This is a genomic window from Mycobacterium sp. smrl_JER01 (assembly GCF_048513595.2).
Classification (GTDB): Bacteria; Actinomycetota; Actinomycetes; order Mycobacteriales; family Mycobacteriaceae; genus Mycobacterium.
In genome coordinates this window covers 27,216-43,317 of sequence record NZ_JBLXXK020000005.1, presented here as the reverse complement: position 1 = coordinate 43,317, position 16,102 = coordinate 27,216, and the positions used below count along the sequence as shown (strand labels likewise).

Annotated in this window: 15 protein-coding genes; 10 read left to right on the top strand and 5 right to left on the bottom strand. The window is 64.9% G+C overall.

What is annotated here, in order from left to right; all coding sequences use genetic code 11:
• The first annotated feature begins 262 nt into the window (after positions 1-262).
• The 4 genes from ACNUDN_RS31635 to ACNUDN_RS31620 all read left to right on the top strand — a co-directional run bounded on the left by ACNUDN_RS31635 (position 263) and on the right by ACNUDN_RS31620 (position 5,410).
• Positions 263-1,492 carry a hypothetical protein gene (locus tag ACNUDN_RS31635; protein WP_419125681.1) on the top strand — a complete coding sequence of 410 codons (1,230 nt, stop codon included), beginning with the start codon at positions 263-265 and terminating at the stop codon, positions 1,490-1,492.
• 390 nt (positions 1,493-1,882) lie between these two features.
• Positions 1,883-3,742 (top strand): HsdM family class I SAM-dependent methyltransferase, encoded by a 1,860-nt coding sequence (locus ACNUDN_RS31630; protein ID WP_419125680.1) that lies wholly within the window; start codon positions 1,883-1,885, stop codon positions 3,740-3,742.
• 187 nt (positions 3,743-3,929) lie between these two features.
• A complete protein-coding gene (locus ACNUDN_RS31625) occupies positions 3,930-4,928 on the top strand; it encodes a restriction endonuclease subunit S domain-containing protein (protein WP_419125679.1) in 999 nt (332 codons plus the stop codon).
• A gap of 236 nt (positions 4,929-5,164) precedes the next feature.
• Positions 5,165-5,410, top strand: a complete 246-nt coding sequence (locus ACNUDN_RS31620; RefSeq protein WP_419125678.1) for a hypothetical protein — start codon at positions 5,165-5,167, stop codon at positions 5,408-5,410.
• A gap of 84 nt (positions 5,411-5,494) precedes the next feature.
• Here ACNUDN_RS31620 and ACNUDN_RS31615 read toward each other — a convergent pair whose 3' ends face one another.
• The 5 genes from ACNUDN_RS31615 to nrdH form a co-directional block, all read right to left on the bottom strand.
• A complete protein-coding gene (locus ACNUDN_RS31615) occupies positions 5,495-5,722 on the bottom strand; it encodes a hypothetical protein (protein ID WP_419125677.1) in 228 nt (75 codons plus the stop codon).
• Between the two features lie 385 nt (positions 5,723-6,107).
• Positions 6,108-6,392 carry a hypothetical protein gene (locus ACNUDN_RS31610; protein WP_419125676.1) on the bottom strand — a complete coding sequence of 95 codons (285 nt, stop codon included), beginning with the start codon at positions 6,390-6,392 and terminating at the stop codon, positions 6,108-6,110.
• A 98-nt stretch (positions 6,393-6,490) separates the two neighbouring features.
• Entirely contained in the window at positions 6,491-8,032 is a 1,542-nt protein-coding gene (locus ACNUDN_RS31605) for a DNA cytosine methyltransferase (RefSeq protein ID WP_419125675.1), read from the bottom strand.
• 87 nt (positions 8,033-8,119) lie between these two features.
• On the bottom strand, positions 8,120-8,662 hold the full coding sequence (locus ACNUDN_RS31600) for a hypothetical protein (RefSeq protein WP_419125674.1): 543 nt from the start codon (positions 8,660-8,662) through the stop codon (positions 8,120-8,122).
• A 34-nt stretch (positions 8,663-8,696) separates the two neighbouring features.
• A complete protein-coding gene (gene nrdH / locus ACNUDN_RS31595; protein ID WP_419125673.1) occupies positions 8,697-8,963 on the bottom strand; it encodes a glutaredoxin-like protein NrdH in 267 nt (88 codons plus the stop codon).
• Between the two features lie 323 nt (positions 8,964-9,286).
• On the opposite strand from nrdH, the gene ACNUDN_RS31590 reads away from it, so the two are divergent.
• The 6 genes from ACNUDN_RS31590 (at position 9,287) to ACNUDN_RS31565 (ending at position 15,954) form a co-directional block, all read left to right on the top strand.
• The gene (locus ACNUDN_RS31590; RefSeq protein ID WP_419125672.1) at positions 9,287-9,961 is read left to right on the top strand and encodes a helix-turn-helix domain-containing protein; all 675 of its coding nucleotides are present in this window, start codon (positions 9,287-9,289) and stop codon (positions 9,959-9,961) included.
• A 60-nt stretch (positions 9,962-10,021) separates the two neighbouring features.
• A complete protein-coding gene (locus ACNUDN_RS31585) occupies positions 10,022-10,330 on the top strand; it encodes a hypothetical protein (protein ID WP_419125671.1) in 309 nt (102 codons plus the stop codon).
• Between the two features lie 109 nt (positions 10,331-10,439).
• Positions 10,440-12,410 carry a cellulase family glycosylhydrolase gene (locus tag ACNUDN_RS31580; protein WP_419125670.1) on the top strand — a complete coding sequence of 657 codons (1,971 nt, stop codon included), beginning with the start codon at positions 10,440-10,442 and terminating at the stop codon, positions 12,408-12,410.
• The gene (locus ACNUDN_RS31575; protein ID WP_419125669.1) at positions 12,407-12,613 is read left to right on the top strand and encodes a hypothetical protein; all 207 of its coding nucleotides are present in this window, start codon (positions 12,407-12,409) and stop codon (positions 12,611-12,613) included. The genes ACNUDN_RS31580 and ACNUDN_RS31575 overlap by 4 nt, the downstream gene beginning before the upstream one ends.
• Positions 12,614-13,082: 469 nt before the next feature.
• Complete coding sequence (locus tag ACNUDN_RS31570) at positions 13,083-13,481, top strand: transcriptional regulator (protein WP_419125668.1); 399 nt, start codon at positions 13,083-13,085, stop codon at positions 13,479-13,481.
• A 52-nt stretch (positions 13,482-13,533) separates the two neighbouring features.
• The gene (locus tag ACNUDN_RS31565) at positions 13,534-15,954 is read left to right on the top strand and encodes a hypothetical protein (RefSeq protein WP_419125667.1); all 2,421 of its coding nucleotides are present in this window, start codon (positions 13,534-13,536) and stop codon (positions 15,952-15,954) included.
• Positions 15,955-16,102: the final 148 nt, after the last annotated feature.

Here is a 16,102-nt window from a genome sequence, read left to right as displayed (position 1 = left end):
CCAGCCGGTCTGCTCGACCTGCCGGGCCGGACCGCGCCGACCCCGACAGTGCGCGATCTGCGAACACACGAAGGCCATCGCGGCGGTGCTGCCGTTGGGAGGGGTCTGCGGACCGTGCGTGCGGCAGCTGCGACGACATCCGCGGCCCTGCACCGTATGCGGGCATGTCCGCCCCCTCGTCGGAGTTGGCGACAGCGGAGCCGGGGTGTGTGGACTCTGCTCCGGCGACGGGCGCAACTGGACGTGTCATGACTGCGGCCGAGTGGACCTACTCCTCGGCGGCACACAGTGTTTGGCCTGCACCGCGAAGGCACGGGTCACCGACACGTTAACCGGCCCCGACGGTCAGATCGACGATCAACTTCAGGGGCTCTGGCACTATCTGGTCGTCGACAACACACCGGAACAAACCCTCGAAGTCATTCGCGGTACAGAATGGATGCGGATACTCGGTGAGCTCATCGCCGCGCAGCGTCCACTTTCCCACGAGGTGCTCGACAAACTTCCCCCGGGCAATCCGGTGAGCCACCTCCGAGTAGTCCTCGAGCACACAGGGGTAATCGAGCCCCGAGACAACGACCTGGACTCCCTGGACGCATGGCTGCGTACCTTCCTCATCACCGTGCCCCGCGAGGAACTTCAGACGCTGCGTACGTACGCTCAGTGGTCGGTGCTACCGCGGACCAGACGCCGCGCAGCACGGCACGGTGCTACCGCGAACACGCCGAAGTACGTCAGGACGCGCATCGAGACCGCCGCGCACTTCTTGGCCTGGCTCCGCGACAACGACCGCACCCTTGCCGAGGCCACCCAGCACGACGTCGAAACGTGGATCGAATCGGGGACCAGCACGCGCCGCCGGCTTCGGGACTTCCTCAAGTGGACCCACGCCCGCGGGTTGAGTGCCGCTTTGCACGTGCACTGGCTGGGCCGGGAGGGACTCGCCGAACACGTCCTCGGTGACGACGACCGCTGGACTCTACTGCGCCGGTGCCTGCGCGATGACAACCTCGCGCTGCACCTGCGGGTGGCGGGCGCGCTTGTCCTTCTTTACGGGCAAATCCCGACCCGCATCGTCGAACTCACCGTCGACCGCATCACTACCAGCGACGCCGACACCTATTTGGCCCTACGGGATCAGCCCGTCCTCCTGCCGCCCCTACTTGCCACGCTGACCATCGAGTTGGCCAACCTCAGCGCCAGCCGACAGCCAAGCGCTCGACCAGAGGCTTCGGCGTGGTTGTTCCCGGGCGCCCGGCCCGGCAGCCACATCTCCGCCGGCCGACTCGCGACTGCGCTGACCAACAAGATCGGCATCTACGTGCGCCCGGGGCGGGGCGGCGCACTCAACGCACTCGCCGCCGACCTACCGGCCCCCGTCCTCGCCGAGCTCCTCGGCCTATCAATCGCCACAGCCACCCGATGGACTGCACTCGCCGCCCGCGACAGCGCCGAATACATCGCCGCCCGGATCGCGGCACCGCCACCATGATCGGTCCGTGGTGTGCGTAGGCCGCCGCCGAACCTCAGAGCTACTGTCGCCGCTACAGAGCTGGTGGGCGAGGCGGCGCACGGAGAAGTGGGCCATCATGGGCGGCCCGCCACCCCTCCGCGGGCTCCCCAACGCCGTCCTCCTCGATGGCCCCGAACTGGAAGAGCTATCGGAGATCGATCGACGAGACGCATTTAAGGTCAGTTTTGTCCTCTGGCCCGTGCTGTCTCAGAGCGGCGGCGAACGGCCCTCAGGAACCACCAGAACGTCGCGATCTGGGAGCATCGAGCACCGGCTACCAGCTGAGCCCGCGGTCGACCGATATTGTCACCGATCGAGCGGGGACGGCACCGAGCACGCCGCTGGGTTAAGCATCAGAAGGGGCAGTGGATGGCCGAGAGTAAGACAGAGAACCTGTTTCGAGGTTTCCACGGAGCCGAGACGTTCGTCGAGAAGCGCGACATCCCCAAGGACTTCGGATTCCATTCCAAACGCGACGGGTCGACCGACTCCGGGTACCCGGACTTCTTCAAGGAGATGGAGGGGGGCTGGCTCATTGTCGTCGAGGCCAAGTCCGGTGATCCCGGTCCGAAGACCAATCACGGCGCGGCGGAAGTCGACGTTCGAAACTACATGGCCGACAACGCTGTCCCGCACGCCGATATCATTGGGATCGCCGTCTCCGGCCAGACGAAACGATCCCTAAAGGCCACCTACTTCTTCCGCAAGGGTGACACCGATCTCACTGAGGAGATCGAGGGGCTGCGGGGGCTGATTGACCTAAAAACCCTGACCCGCCACTACAACGTCTTGGCCCATGGTGATCCGCTATCAGACGCCGAGCTACGCCGCTTCTTGGTGAACCTCAATGAGCGCTTCCATAAGGACTCGCGTGTCCGCGACACGGACAGATCCCTGTTCTTTTCGGCGTTGATGATCGCGCTCGACGACTCCAAGTTCCGCAGCGTGTACAAGTCACAGGTGGCGCCCGACGACCCCCGCATGGTCAGGGCCCGCTACCTCAACGACGAGATCGTCCAGGCAGTCACTCGCCAACTCATAAGGAAGGTGAACTCCGAGTCCAAACTAATCGACTGGGAGGATCGCTTTGCTTTCGTCAAGACGATCGACATTCCACTTCCTGAGTACAAGCAGATCATTACCGACATCGACGATCGCGTGCACCAGCCTTCGAAGGAGTCGACCAAACACGACCTTCTCGGGCGTGCGTACAAGATCTTCCTGTCCCGTGCAGGGAAAATGGACAACAAAAACATCATCCTCACCCCCGACCACATCAAGAAGCTCATGGTGGACCTCGCCGAACTTGGCCGCGACGACGTGGTCCTCGACACGTGCATGGGCTCAGGCGGCTTCCTCATGGAGGCAATGGAGCAATTGGTCGCCAAGGCGGGCGGGTCGAAGAGGCGTATCGACAAAATCCACAACACTCAACTTGTGGGTATCGAAGTCGATGCCGTGCTATTCGCACTCGCGTGCAGCAACATGTTTCTGCACGGAGATGGGCGATCCAACCTGATATTCCGTGACTCATTGGTGACCCGTGGCAAGACCTTCCATATTGCCGACGCCGATGAGGACTTCCGGGACTACATCAACGGACTTGGCCCTTCGAAATGCATCATCAATCCCCCATACGAGACCGATAATCCGATCAAGTTCACGATGTCGGCGATTGAGTATCTTGAGGAAGGCGGCCGGCTCATCATCATCATGCCCGTCAACACCCTCTCGAAAGACACAAAGGCTGCCAGCGAGATCCTGACCCGAGCAAGGCTGGACTTCGTCATCGACATGCCGCAGCAGCTGTTCTTCGAGCAGCAGCGCGGGGTGAAGACCTCGATCTTTGGGTTCACCAAGACCAGCAACGGCCATGCCCCTGACTCTCTGGTCACCTTCATGGATATGGAGGACGACGGTCACCAAGTCCGGTCAGGTGCCGGCCGACGTGACACCGGACGATGGACGGGCATCGCTGAGACCGCAGAACGGGCGATCCGCGACCGTTCCGAGGACGAGGCTGCCAGATCTTGGCGTTCGCTTATCTATGACGCGGCGGGCCAACTCAATTGCCGCGGGGTTAGGCCGAATCCCTGGCCCAAGTCTGAGGAGCACGACTGGGAGACCGCAGTCGCCGACTACCAGGAGGCCCGTACGCTGCGCGAAGAGGCTGTCGTGAAGATGTCCGAGGTGCTCACCCGCGCAGGTATCGGGGGCTTTGATGCGTGAAAGCGGCTGGACAACGAAACCCATGCGCGCGGTCCTGAGGCTCTACAAGCCGCCGCGAGCAGTCCACGCTCCCCAGGACCAGGTCAGCACTCTTGGGATTCGTTGGTACGGCCTAGGGCTGTTCGCCAAACCGGGGAGACGCTCTGACATTAAAGGGGAGTCTTACTACCAGCTGAAGCCGGGGACCGTGGTCTACAGCAAGCTATTCGCATGGAAGCAATCGTTTGGAGTCGTCACCGACGAGTTCGCCCACCTCATCGCCTCTAACGAGTTCCCCCAGTTCGACGTCGACCGCGAGCTCGCGACCCCCGAGTACCTCGCGCTGTACTGCTCATCGCCGTCGTTCGCCCAGGAAGCGCTGATGAAGTCAGACGGAGCCACGGCTGTCAGTCGCAACCGCCTCAGGATTCCAGACTTTCTGGACTTACCCGCGATCCTGCCACCACCCGGAACCCAGTCCAGGATCGTCGAAACCGTCGCCGCAGTCGATGACGCGCTCGCAGCTACCGAGCGCGAAGCCAATTGCCTCGCCGCGCTGCTCGTCATGCGCCGCGAGGTGCTCACCAACGACCCCAGGCACTCTCAAGTGATGGCAGAGAAAGCCTTCGAAATCCGGCTCGGCCGTCAGCGCTCCCCAGAACGCGCCACGGGGCCATCGATGACCAAGTACTTGCGTTCAGCAAATATCGGACACGACGAGCTGCGCCTCGACGACGTGATGGAGATGGACTTCAACGAAAACGAGCGCGCGCGACTGTCGCTCGAAGTCGGCGACGTCTTAGTGTCCGAAGGCAGCGCAGGTGCTGACGCGGTTGGCATGCCCGCCGCTTGGAACGGAGAGATCGAAGGAGCGGTATGTTTCCAGAACACTCTCCTGAGATACCGCGCAATTAAGAACGTAACCACGCCGGAATTCGTCAGACACTGGTGCCTGTGGGCTTACGAATCTGGCGCGTTCCGCAACAGTTGCCCGCCCGGCGTAAACATCCTGCACATAGGAGCCACCAGAGCCAAGGCCATGCGGATCAGGCTGCCGAGCATCGACGACCAACGGGCCATCGTCGATGAGCTGGAACCGCTTACCACGGCGGTCGCCAGCCTCAAAGCTGAGGTAAGCCGACTTCGGGATGTGCGGGCCGCACTGCTCGACGCTCTACTCACTCGCAAGGTCGAAGTCGTAGCGTGACAAGGCATTACAAGCAGCTGAGTCCTGGAGGGTGTTTCCGCAGAGAAGGCGCCGTGGATGCCGGAATAGTGCAGCCTCCCGATATGTGCCGTTTGCCAGCCTTCGCGATTCGCCGCGACGGCAGGCTGCGCATGGTGCGGCCACCGCGGTATGCCCTTGCAGTGGCTGCAGGCGGTGCGGCACTCGATGGGTACGTGCGGGCGCTGCACGAGTGTGATGTGCCGATGTGTGTTCGAGTGATCACTGCCGTGGAGTTGCGCGGTGGGGTTCGGCCTCATGTGGTCGGTGGGACGCAGCGGGAGAACATGGAGAGAATGGCGCGGGCGCGGCGCGGCGGGGGATCGCCTGCGGTGATCGCGCGCCAGGCGGGGGTGAAGGCGCGGCGGGAGCAGGCGCTGGCTTTGCGTGCGGCGGTGCGTTCTGGCTGGGATGGCGCAGCGGTGGAGGCGGCGCTGTTGGGCGGCCAGCCTCGTCTGTGGTGAGCCGCGGAGGGTCGTACTCCCGCGCGATGGCCTGCGGGACCGGCCCTGGGTAGGCGGTCCCGCAGGCGGTGGCGTGGGACTGGCCTAGTGGTCGGCGGTGGTGGCGATGAAGGCCTCGGCGTCGGTGAGGTAGTAGTCGGCGTGGCGGGTCTGGTCGGCGGTGGCGTCGTTGGCCAGGAGGACGGTGACGGCGTAGTCACGGGCCGAGAGGGCGTATTGGCGGCGGCGGTGGGGATCGTCGGCGGCGGCGACGGCGGCGTGGATGTCGGCGCGGGCGTAGGCCAGTGCTGCGGTGGTGGTGGGGATGGTCATGATGGTTCTCCGTTTCGTGGTGTGACGTGGTGGTGCGCCGGTCGGCGCTGGGGTGCGGTCAATCGGTTGAGGGTGGGCGGTCAACCCCGAAGAGCCGGCGACGGGTGGAGCAGGGTTTTCGGCCTGCGAGCGGCAGCGAGCTTGGTAGGGCCGAAAAGGTCACTCGGCCTGTGTAGGTCGGCGTTGGTGTGGGTTGACCGGTCGGGGCCCCCGGCCGATTAGGCTGCGCCCCCTGCTGACGGTGTGAAGGTGAGGGGCTACGGATCTGTCCGCCGCGAGGCGGGCAACCGCGCCGCAGGCGCGCGGCCAACGGGTACCACGCCGTCGCGCACGGGGCGCAGTGAAGCCCGCCGCTGTGTGCTCTGTTCGCGCGGGGTCGCGGAGGTCAGCGAAGGCTCGCCAGGTGGTGGTTGAGGCGGGCGGCGATGTCGCGGGCGCGGGCGTGAGGGTCGAGCGGATCGAAGTCGGTGCTGTAGGCGATCAGGCGGGGTCCACTGGGCGTCCACAGGTTCACGTCCCCCAGTTCGGTTGCGTAGAAGGGGTTGTGGGCCTCAGGCCGCTGCTGATGATGGGTGGGGGTGATCCCGTCACGTCGGTAGGCGTGGATGCGGGCGGCGGTCAGCGGGAGGCCGATGGGGCGCCCAGGGGCGGCGGCGTGGTGTTCGGTCATCGGAACACTCCTTTCGATCGGGGTCGGGGTCGGGGTCGGGGCGGGGCCGGGTGATGCACTGCCGGGAGACGGCGCGTTCTCCCAGCAGTGCGGGCCTGTCAGGTGGTGACGGTGGCGGGTTCGCCGGTCAGCGTTTCCACGACGAGTCCGACGAGATCGCGGGCGGCCGGTGGGGTGACGGCGTTGCCTGCCAGGCGGACTTGCTCACGTCGGGTGCCGAGCATGCGGTAGTCGGTGGGGAAGTCCATCGCGGCGGTGATTTCGCGGGGCTCCAGCATCCGGAAGAACACGTCGTTGATGTCGATGTGCTGTGGCGGTGCGGGGGCGGGTCCGCGGGTGATCAGGCTGTGGCGCTCGACGGTGGTGACGGTGGGCAGGGCGTCGTCGGCAGGGGTGCTGCCGCCGTTGCCGTAGTAGCTCGTGATCAGGGGTCGGGGCTCGGTGGGGTTCCATCGTCCGTGGAACACGTCGCCGCGTGTGACGGGGGCGTAGACCAGGCCGTGGTGGTTGCCGGATGCGGTGACCGTGGAGAGCGCTTCGGTGGTGCAGCGGGCATCGCTGGAGCCGCCGCGGAGTTCGGCGATGAAGGGCGCGAAGGCGATGCCGTCGTTCTCGCGGGTGGTTCGGGTGGCGATGGGTTGATCGACCGCGACAGCTTCGTTGCGCCAGGTGCCTCCGGTCGGGACCAACAGCGCGGTCTCGCTGCGCGTGGTCATGGTCCGTGTGGGCTGGTCGACCGGGGCGGCGTTCTTGCGGTCGCGACCCTCGACGGGTACCAGCATGGGCTGCCAGTAGCGCTGGATTCCGGCGGCGATGCGGGCCATGGTCTTGTCGGCCAGGGGGCGGGTGCGCTCACCGATGCGTGTGCCGGTCAGCGACCAGTCGATGATGTCGGCGGCCGGGCGGTAGGTCGGCTCGATCACCTGGTTGCGGCACGCGACGTTGGGGCAGCGGTAGACGTACTGGGCGCGGTACTTTCCCCACGGTGCGCGGTCGGTGCGCTTGAAGCTCTGGACGGCGCGGACGGGTCCGCAGTCGGGGCACACCGCGTAGGGCGACACGATCCGCTTGACGTCGGGGCGGGGATCGCCGGCCCGAGTGAAGATCGCATAAAAGCGGTCTCGCGACTGGGGGGCGCCGCGACCGAGCAGCTGCGCATGCATGCTGTTGAGGTAGACCATCTGGCCGACGTAGCCGATGGATTCCATTGCCATGCGCCACGCCTGGAACGGCGGCCAGAACACCACGTCGACCACGTTCTCCACGATCACGGCGCGGTACATGTGGTACTCGGAGAAGCGCACGACATCCCACATGGTGGCGCGGGAACGCTCGGCGGCGGCCTCGGGGAGGATCTCGCCGAACAGATCCGGTTGGGCGTCTTGACGTTTGCGTCCTTGGGCGATGCTGTGTTTGGTGCAGCTCGGGCTGGCCCACAGCAGGTCGGTGGTGGGGAACAGGCGCGGGTCGATCTGGGAGAGGTCGGCCTGAATGTGGTCGGTGTCAGGGTGATTGGCGCTGTGGGTTTCGATGGCCCTGTCCCAGTGGTTACTGGCGACCGTGGCGACGACGTTGTTGATCATCACAGCGCCAGCGGTGGAGCCTCCTGCGCCGCAGTAGAGGTCGGTGATCGTCAGCATGGGGGTGGTCCTCTCAACATTGGGTGATGGCTATAGCCTACCACATAGTGGATGGTGATGGCCATCCACTTTGGGCGGGTTTGGCGGTTAGATCAGCTGGTCGAACAGGTCGAGCTGAGCACCGGCATCGAGGTCGAGAACGCGGCGCAGCAGGGCGTCGGTCTGCTCGCGCAGCTCTTTGGTGCGGCGGTAATGCTCGCGGTCCTCGTCTTCTGAGGGGTGGTAGCGGGGGCACGGTCCACTGTGGGCGTTGCGGGCCGTGCGGGCGTAGGGGCAGCGGCACCACTGCCATGTGCGCATCTGCTCTTCCCGAGTGGCTGTGCGTAGCTCGTCAATCTCGCGGCGCAGCGCGGTTGGCAGAGCTTGGCCGTGTCTCTGAATTTGAGTGGCGGTGACGGTGATACGCGGGAGGCCGGAGCCGGGGCTGATGAACTTTGATCCAACGGTCCAGTAGCTGGTCATCCAGTCGGGTGCGCCATGGGGGGCGGTCGGTCCGCTGGCGCCACCCGCGCGGGCCAGCAGGGATCGCAGTGCGCGTTCCTCGAGGAATGCATCCAGGAGCGCGCCGCCCGATGATCTACCGACGAACGCCAGGAGGTGGCGTTGGTCGGGTGTCAGCGTGGGGCGCATGCGCACGGGCTGACGAGGCGGTGGCGGTGGGTGCTCATGCGGTCAGTGCCGTTGCATTGGGCGCGGATACCGCAGGGTTGCCGGCGGCCTTGATGCGGTCAGGTCGGAAGCCGCTCCAGTGCTCATCGCCGGCCACCACGACGGGGGCTTGCAGGTAGCCCAGGGCCATCACGTAGTCGCGGGCCTCGGCATCGACGCTGATGTCGATTTTCGCGTAGGTGATGCCCGCTTTGTCGAGCGCCTTGAACGTCGCGGTGCACTGCACGCAGTTGGGCTTGGTGTACACGGTGAGGGTGGACATAACGCGCCTACCTTTCTAAGTGGATGGTTATAGCCTACCATTAAGATAAGGGGGAGTCAACGTAAAAATGGTCCTGAACTGGCCATTCGCTACGCCTAAAGCGGCGACGGGCTCGACGCGGGCAGGCACGCGATGTCCGCGTCCTTTTTCTTATCCAGGCGTAGTTCTACTGACGCGGGCACAGCTGGGGCCGGACGGATCATCGGAAACAGGGGCCGGGGCCCTGAGTGCATGACCGGCCAGTCAGTCGTGATCCTCGATAGGTCCGACCGTGGCACCGTTGTGGACAGAGGCGCCAGGGTCGCCCTTGCTACCGTTTCGGGATGGCCGATTCGACAGCGGAGGTGTTCTCAGCGGCCAAGTTCACCCTGCGCGCCGAACAGACCGGGCTGATGTGGAAAGAGCTCGCCGCGCGGCTTGAGGTTCATCGCACGACGTTGGGCGCGGTCCGCAGTGGCCGCAGTGCACCCTCCACAGAGCTTCTGGTGAAGATCGTTGAGGTGCTAGGGGGCACGCCCGAAGACTATTTAGATCTGCCCGAGCGTCAGGCGTGGACCTTGAAGCTGTTTCGCATGGTGGCGGGGTACACCCAGCACGCGGTGGCCGAAGCACTAGGGGTGGCTCCGGCCGCCGTGTCGGGTTGGGAGACGGGCCGTTATCGGCCTCCGCGATCGGTTGTGCCGATGCTTGCCCAGATGTACGGGGCGTCCGAGGCCGAGCTGGACGCAGCGATGAGCCACGGCGAAGTGGGCCCCACCGAAGCGCTGGTGTTATGTGCCGAAGCTGTGGTGCGCTTCGCCGAGGTGGCGTTCGAGGCTGTCGCGGCGATGCCCGGTCCCTCTCGGGGCGCGAAGAACGCTCGCATTCGTGAACAGTTGGAGATTTCGATGGAGTCCCTGTCGGCAGCGGTTCGGGACCTGGCGGATGAGGACGGACGGGACAGCCTCGTTGACGCGGTGCGACAGCTGGCCGAACTACATGCCGCCATCAAGATCTAAAGACGTGTAGCCAATACACTTGATACACTCCGCTGGTCAGACGCCAGCAAGGGGGTGGTCATGTCTGTCAAATTCCGTTCCCAGGATGGAGCAGCCGATCGGGCCGCGGCCCGCGCCCTCGACCTCGCGGCGGCGGCACTCGCGCTGGCCCACGTGGCGAATGAGGCGTTCACCGAAAGCGCATCGGGTGCGTCAGAACGCCAAATCAGCAGTATAGAGACGGCATCCAGGCAGATCATTGTCGCCATGGAGAGCCTGCCAGGGGTGGGGCGTGGGCAGCGCCGCAATGCGGCCGCGATCTCGCGGGGGCTCTCGACACTCGCAGCCGACCTGCAGGGCGACACCCGCGCGGAACTCAACCCGGCCTAAGCCGCGGGCGTAGCCAATCTGGGCGATTCGCAGATGATGCGTTGTCAACATGCTGGCACCACTGCTAACGTCCCCGTCAACAATCACTTTCTGGGCGGGGGACCCAACAATGACCACTTCGACTCCGCTGCTGCGGGCCAAGATCGCCGCAGGCACCGTCGCAGCCGTCACGCTGGCCTCGGTGCTGACCACCGCACCGGCAACCGCTACCACCGTCGAGCAGACACGCCCAGTCCAGCAGGTAGCCATCTCGCTACTGTCGGAAACAAGCACCGCCACAACAGCATTCGGTGTAGCCGACTCACACCTTTACAACCTCGATCCCGATGACCTCGCCGCCCGGCTGACCGAGCTTCGCGGCCTGGGCGTGTCTGATCTGCGGATCGCCGTGCCCTGGGTGTACATCGAGCCGGCCGCCGGCACCTATGACTGGTCGAAGATGGATGCCTTGGTGTCCACGGCCCGTGAGATGGGATTCACCCTGACCGGCGCGGTCACGGCCACCCCGACGTGGGCTGGGTTTCCGCTGGCGGGCGCCCCCAATCCAGATACCTATGCCGGGTTCGCTGGTGCGGTCGCGGCCCGCTACGGGTCGCAGATCGCCAGCTATGAAGTCTGGAACGAACCGAATGGAGTCATCTTCTACGCCCCGGTCAGCGCGGCGGGCTATACCCAGATGCTCAAAGCGGCCTACACCGCGATCAAAGCCGCGAACCCCGATGCTGTCGTACTTGCCGGATCACTCGGTGCGACAACCGATGTCAGCGGAATCTCGGTGACACCGCAGCGATTCCTGGCTCAGATGTATGAGGCCGGAGCTGGCGGGTACTTCGACGCGTTGTCCTATCATCCCTACCACTTCACGCTGCCGTTCTCGCAGGGTGCAGGCACTCTCAACACTCCGCTGGAGCAGGTCAAGGCGCTCTATGAGCTGATGGTTGCCAACGGTGACGCAGACAAAAAGATCTGGGCCACCGAGTACGGCACCGCGACCACCCCGGGTTGGGGAGTGACCCAGGCAGAGCAGGCCGCACTACTGCGCGATTTCCTCACCGCGTGGTCCCGGCTGCCGTACACCGGTCCAGCATTCGTGTACACCGCCCAGGATACCCAGTCAGGAATCCTCAACCACGAGTTCAACTTTGGTCTCTTCACGTCGAACGGGAAACCGAAGCTCGCCGCCCACGTGCTTGCCGATCTTATCGCCCAGGCCGGTCTCGGAGAGCTGCCCGACTACACCGCGCCGCGCATGTCGGCCGCCCGCGACCTCTACCTACAACTGGCCTCTGTCGGCTTTGGACTGGCCAACCAGGCCATGGTGATTCCGAACGCCGCAATCGCGGTGATCTACAGCCTGATGCCGGCCCCGCTGCGGCGCGCGTTTACCGCGGTGGCCAACGCCGTGTCAGCGGTAGTTGCCCAGGTTGCCGTCGCCGCCACCCCGGTCATGGAGGCAATGCTGGGCGTGGTGATCCGTGCACTACCGCCGACATCCCCGACGACCGCCGACGACGAGCAGTCCGAACAGCCAACGGATCTGTCCAAACAGTCGGCCACCGAGACAGGCGCAGCAGCCGTGGAGGGGGATCTACCCGCCGGGCCGGTTCGGGCGATCGAGGGCATCGATGCCGATGCCTCCGGACCCGCAGACATAGTGACCACAGAGTCGACCGACAGCGACGAACGGCCCAGTGTGGAGACGGCTGAACCTGGAGTAATCGACTCCATAGACCAGACCGACACCGAGACAGCAACACGCGTGACCGACCAGGCGGATCAGGACGCATCCACCGACGAAGACGGCGCCCACAGACCGGGCATCGCCGCAGAAGCCCCACCTACGGACTCGGCCGCCGAGCTGGGGCGCGACGGTGCCGACGGCCGCAGCGAAGAAGCCCGCGACAGCGACCCGACCGAGGACGCTGCCCGACGGACACCGCGTACCGCGACGAGTGCCACCCTGGATCGGCTTACCAGGGACGCCCGCGATCACGCAGACCGCCGGACCGGTGACTCCCGTGGTCTATCACCGCGTACCGCAGCGCCCAGCTCGAACAAGGAGTCGGGAGACGCATCATGATCCTGACCACGGTGGCGTGGGTAGTCGGCACCGGCGGTGTCCTGTTCGGGGCGTGGGAAGTGTCCCGTCGGCTGCGCGCTGGGGCGGCGCATATCCGCCGCTGCATCGACACCTTCGAGCCCGGTTCACACGAAAAGCCGTACCTACCAGTCGATCTGTCCTCGACATCGGACAGAGCCACCCACACTCGCGACGGCTCATGATCAGCGCTGTCGCCGCCTACCTGGTAGCAGCGACCGTCACCACCGTCGCCTACACCGCCCTTGCCCGTGTCGCTCACCGCCGTCGGCACCCTCCGATGGCCCGCGGTACCGACCGCGCCGGGTCAGCACACCATGGCTAACTGCGGGGGCGGCGACCGACCACAACGCGAGGATCGGGTGTCACACACCCGCACTGCACCTGCCGTCATATCGATTCGGACTCGGTTCATCTACGACACGAATGGCGACAAGCCCGGTCAGCCACCACGAGTCGTCAGATACCACAGCGATCTGACCGATGGAGGCGAATTCAGCAGCCATGCAGCGCAATACAACCATGTGGGCGACGTGCTTCAGCGGATGATCGCCGCCTTTGGTGACGACGCAGACCTCGAAGTGGTGGTTCGGCGGACCAGCCGGACTGTCACAGCGACAGCACCGGCAGTACAGAAAGGAAGGGAGATCCCGCATGACGGCACCAGAAACAGTGAGGTCTAAAAGCTTTGCTGATCAACTGAATCGGCTGTTCGACACCATCTACCCGCCGGGACGTGACGCGTACACCAGCATGGAGCTGGTCGAGTGGGCGGCGGGCAGGGGTCTTCGACTCTCGGCACCGTACCTGTCGCAGCTCCGCACAGGTGCGCGTAGCCGGCCGTCTGAGTCCACGGTCGAGCTGATCGCAGCTTTCTTCGGAATCGAGAGGGAGTATTTCACTGACCCTGGGAGCCGGTACCGAGAGGCGCTCGACGCCGAACTCGACTGGCTTGAACTCGCCCACAACCCTGATGTTCGTCGGCTCACCTCGATGCTGGCCAATCTACCTGCCGCCTCGCGCGATGCCCTGATGTCCGCCGTCGGAATCTAGTCCTTCGCGCCAGCCAACCAAGCTTCATCCCGAATCCCTGTCAGGAGACCTGATGTCGACCAACGTATCTCGATTTGCCGCTACCGTCGTCGCCGCGGCAACAGTCACCGCACTGACCACCGCGGCCGCCGTTCCGGCACCGCCCGTCCCACCACGCCTGGTCGACGCGCAAGTAACCCTGGCCGCGTCGACCGGCCTGTACCCGATCGGTCCAATTCCGCAGGCATTCCGCAGCCTGGGTATGGGTACCGCACAGGACTTCATGAACGGACTCGCCGGTCTGGCCCAGGTCATCCCCGGTGACGCCGGGCAAGGCCTCAAGCGGGCCGTGGAAGACGTGGCGGCCCTACTCGCCGCCCTACAAACCGGCATCAACCTGCCCATCCTGGGCAACGTCGCGATCCCCGAGATTGCCGTCCCACCGATGGGACCGGCCGGGACCATCGACCAGATCAACATGTTGCAGTGGTCCACCGCCACCCAAGCCACACTGTCAGCAGTGAAAACGGCGCTGGCCGCCGGAGATGCCGCCGCGGTGATCATCGGACTGCTGGGCGATCTGACCGGTATCGACACCGACATCCTCGAAACCCTCATCGGCGAACTACCGTTGAATGTGCCCGGGGCCTGGGATGGTCCGTTCTTCTCCGACGCCGGCAAGCTGGCGATCGTGCCCGCCATCGGTTTGGGCGGTACCAACTTTGCGTTGGCCTCTCCGACACTGCTGAACGACCCAGCGTTCGCCAAGACCGCGATCCTTGCCATTGCGGTGCGCAACCCCTCGCGGACCGGGGGCGGAATTCTCTCACTACTCAACCCGTTGTCCTCCACAGTCGGGCTGAACCTGTCGAACGCTGACGGAACCGCGTCGCACGAGAGCACTAATGGCTTCGGTATCCCCATCACCGTCATGGACGGCAATGTCACGGTGTGGGACTTCGGGGCCGCCTACGACATCATCTCCGATGCACCCTCGACTCTGCTCAATCCACTGGCATGGCTCAACACCGGCGTCGGCGTGGTTGCCCCGACCTACCTGCTTCCCCCTAACGTCGATGCGTTCTTCAACGTGATCAGCGACATCACCGGCGGCAGCGTGGGCGCTGGCACCATCAGCGGGCTGCTCGACACGCTGGACGTGATGAGCTTGCTGCACGTCGACGTCGGCGCCGACGGAAACCTCTACGTCACCTATGATTCGGGGCGGTTGCCGCTGCTCGAACCCATCCAGTTCATCCCACGCACTCTGAGCTACCTGCCAGGATTCGGCTTCTCCACCACGCTGTCTGACTCATTCGCCGATGTGCTGACTCAGCTGGTCGCCCAGGGGTATCAAGACGTCACAATGACCACCGACGCCGACGGCGTGGCCACGTTCACCCGAGGCTGGGACATGGCCGGAACCCAGGCAAAGTTTTGGCAGAACCCGGTCAGTTGGCAGATGGGCCTGGAGACTCCGCAAACCGTGTTCAACTCGGTCATCACCGGTCTGCAGACCAATCTTCTTGACCCCGCCAAAGGTGAGTTCACGGTCTTCGGCAATTCCGAGATCGGCAATCTGCTCTATCGCAATGCAGTAAGTGTGGCTGTCGCACAGGGACTTTCGCAGGCTCTAGAGCACCTACGAGACGCCCTCAACCCGGTGATGAACGACATGCAGGCTGCCATGCAGCCGCTCGCCAGAGCGCTCGATGATGCGACCGCGCAGCTGAACCGGGCGGTCGATGATGTGTTGGGCGCGGCAACAGACCTCGGTGTGGACCTCAACGGGCCAATGCTCGACACCAACAGGCTCGTCAACCAGGTCGGGGACGGTCTCAACAACGGCGTACGCGGCCTGTTCGGGCTCAAGCCGATCACGTCGCCGCCCGCACTGGAATTGACCAACGGCTCACAGCAGCGAGGAACTGCGATATCCACCACGACTATTCAGTCTCCCGCGATCACCGACACCCCGGCGGCCAACAGCACGACGATCACACTGGAGACCCCACCCGAGACCACGGTGCCCGAACCCACCGCGACTGCCGAACCGGTGAACAGCCCCGACACGGCTAAGGATGCCCAGGGGCCAGCGCCCACCACCACCAACGGCAATCAGATCGCGGACCGGACAAACGAGACTGCCGATGACGACGACGAGAAGCCGACCACCACATCTGAGCCAGAGGAGTCCACGGCCGCAACACCGAAACCAGCAGCCACGCAAAGAAGCCGCGACCGGCAGGACCTCCCGGACGCCGAGGCCGGCGTCTCACCACGTAGATCCGACGCGTCCTCGGCCGACCGTGCTGGCAATACCAGCAACCGCATCGAGCGTCGTAGTGATCGCAGTAGCAACACCCCGAGGGGGTCGGTCCGCACCGGCGGTGCGTCGACCGGCGAGGAACCGAAACCTGCTGGCTCTGACGCCACCTCGGCCCGTGACTCGCATTCTGGAGTCGGTGGCCGCTCCACTGGCGTGCAGGACTAGATTTCTAGCTCTGGCCGGGCATCATCCCGCCGCCCTGCGTCGGGCCGCTGTGCGACACTTGGCCCGGTGGGAGGTCCACCTGGCAGCCGGTGACGGAACCTGCGAGCTTTCCGGCGGTGGATTGCGCGAGGGGACGAGGTAGGCGGAT

Bases quoted from the DNA above. Each gene is read 5' to 3' on its own strand.
- ACNUDN_RS31630 (WP_419125680.1), top strand. From the start codon at position 1,883: ATGGCCGAGAGTAAGACAGAGAACCTGTTTCGAGGTTTCCACGGAGCC.
- ACNUDN_RS31615 (WP_419125677.1), bottom strand. From the start codon at position 5,722: ATGACCATCCCCACCACCACCGCAGCACTGGCCTACGCCCGCGCCGAC.
- ACNUDN_RS31610 (WP_419125676.1), bottom strand. From the start codon at position 6,392: ATGACCGAACACCACGCCGCCGCCCCTGGGCGCCCCATCGGCCTCCCG.
- ACNUDN_RS31605 (WP_419125675.1), bottom strand. From the start codon at position 8,032: ATGCTGACGATCACCGACCTCTACTGCGGCGCAGGAGGCTCCACCGCT.
- ACNUDN_RS31600 (WP_419125674.1), bottom strand. From the start codon at position 8,662: ATGCGCCCCACGCTGACACCCGACCAACGCCACCTCCTGGCGTTCGTC.
- nrdH (WP_419125673.1), bottom strand. From the start codon at position 8,963: ATGTCCACCCTCACCGTGTACACCAAGCCCAACTGCGTGCAGTGCACC.
- ACNUDN_RS31590 (WP_419125672.1), top strand. From the start codon at position 9,287: ATGGCCGATTCGACAGCGGAGGTGTTCTCAGCGGCCAAGTTCACCCTG.
- ACNUDN_RS31585 (WP_419125671.1), top strand. From the start codon at position 10,022: ATGTCTGTCAAATTCCGTTCCCAGGATGGAGCAGCCGATCGGGCCGCG.
- ACNUDN_RS31580 (WP_419125670.1), top strand. From the start codon at position 10,440: ATGACCACTTCGACTCCGCTGCTGCGGGCCAAGATCGCCGCAGGCACC.
- ACNUDN_RS31575 (WP_419125669.1), top strand. From the start codon at position 12,407: ATGATCCTGACCACGGTGGCGTGGGTAGTCGGCACCGGCGGTGTCCTG.
- ACNUDN_RS31570 (WP_419125668.1), top strand. From the start codon at position 13,083: ATGACGGCACCAGAAACAGTGAGGTCTAAAAGCTTTGCTGATCAACTG.
- ACNUDN_RS31565 (WP_419125667.1), top strand. From the start codon at position 13,534: ATGTCGACCAACGTATCTCGATTTGCCGCTACCGTCGTCGCCGCGGCA.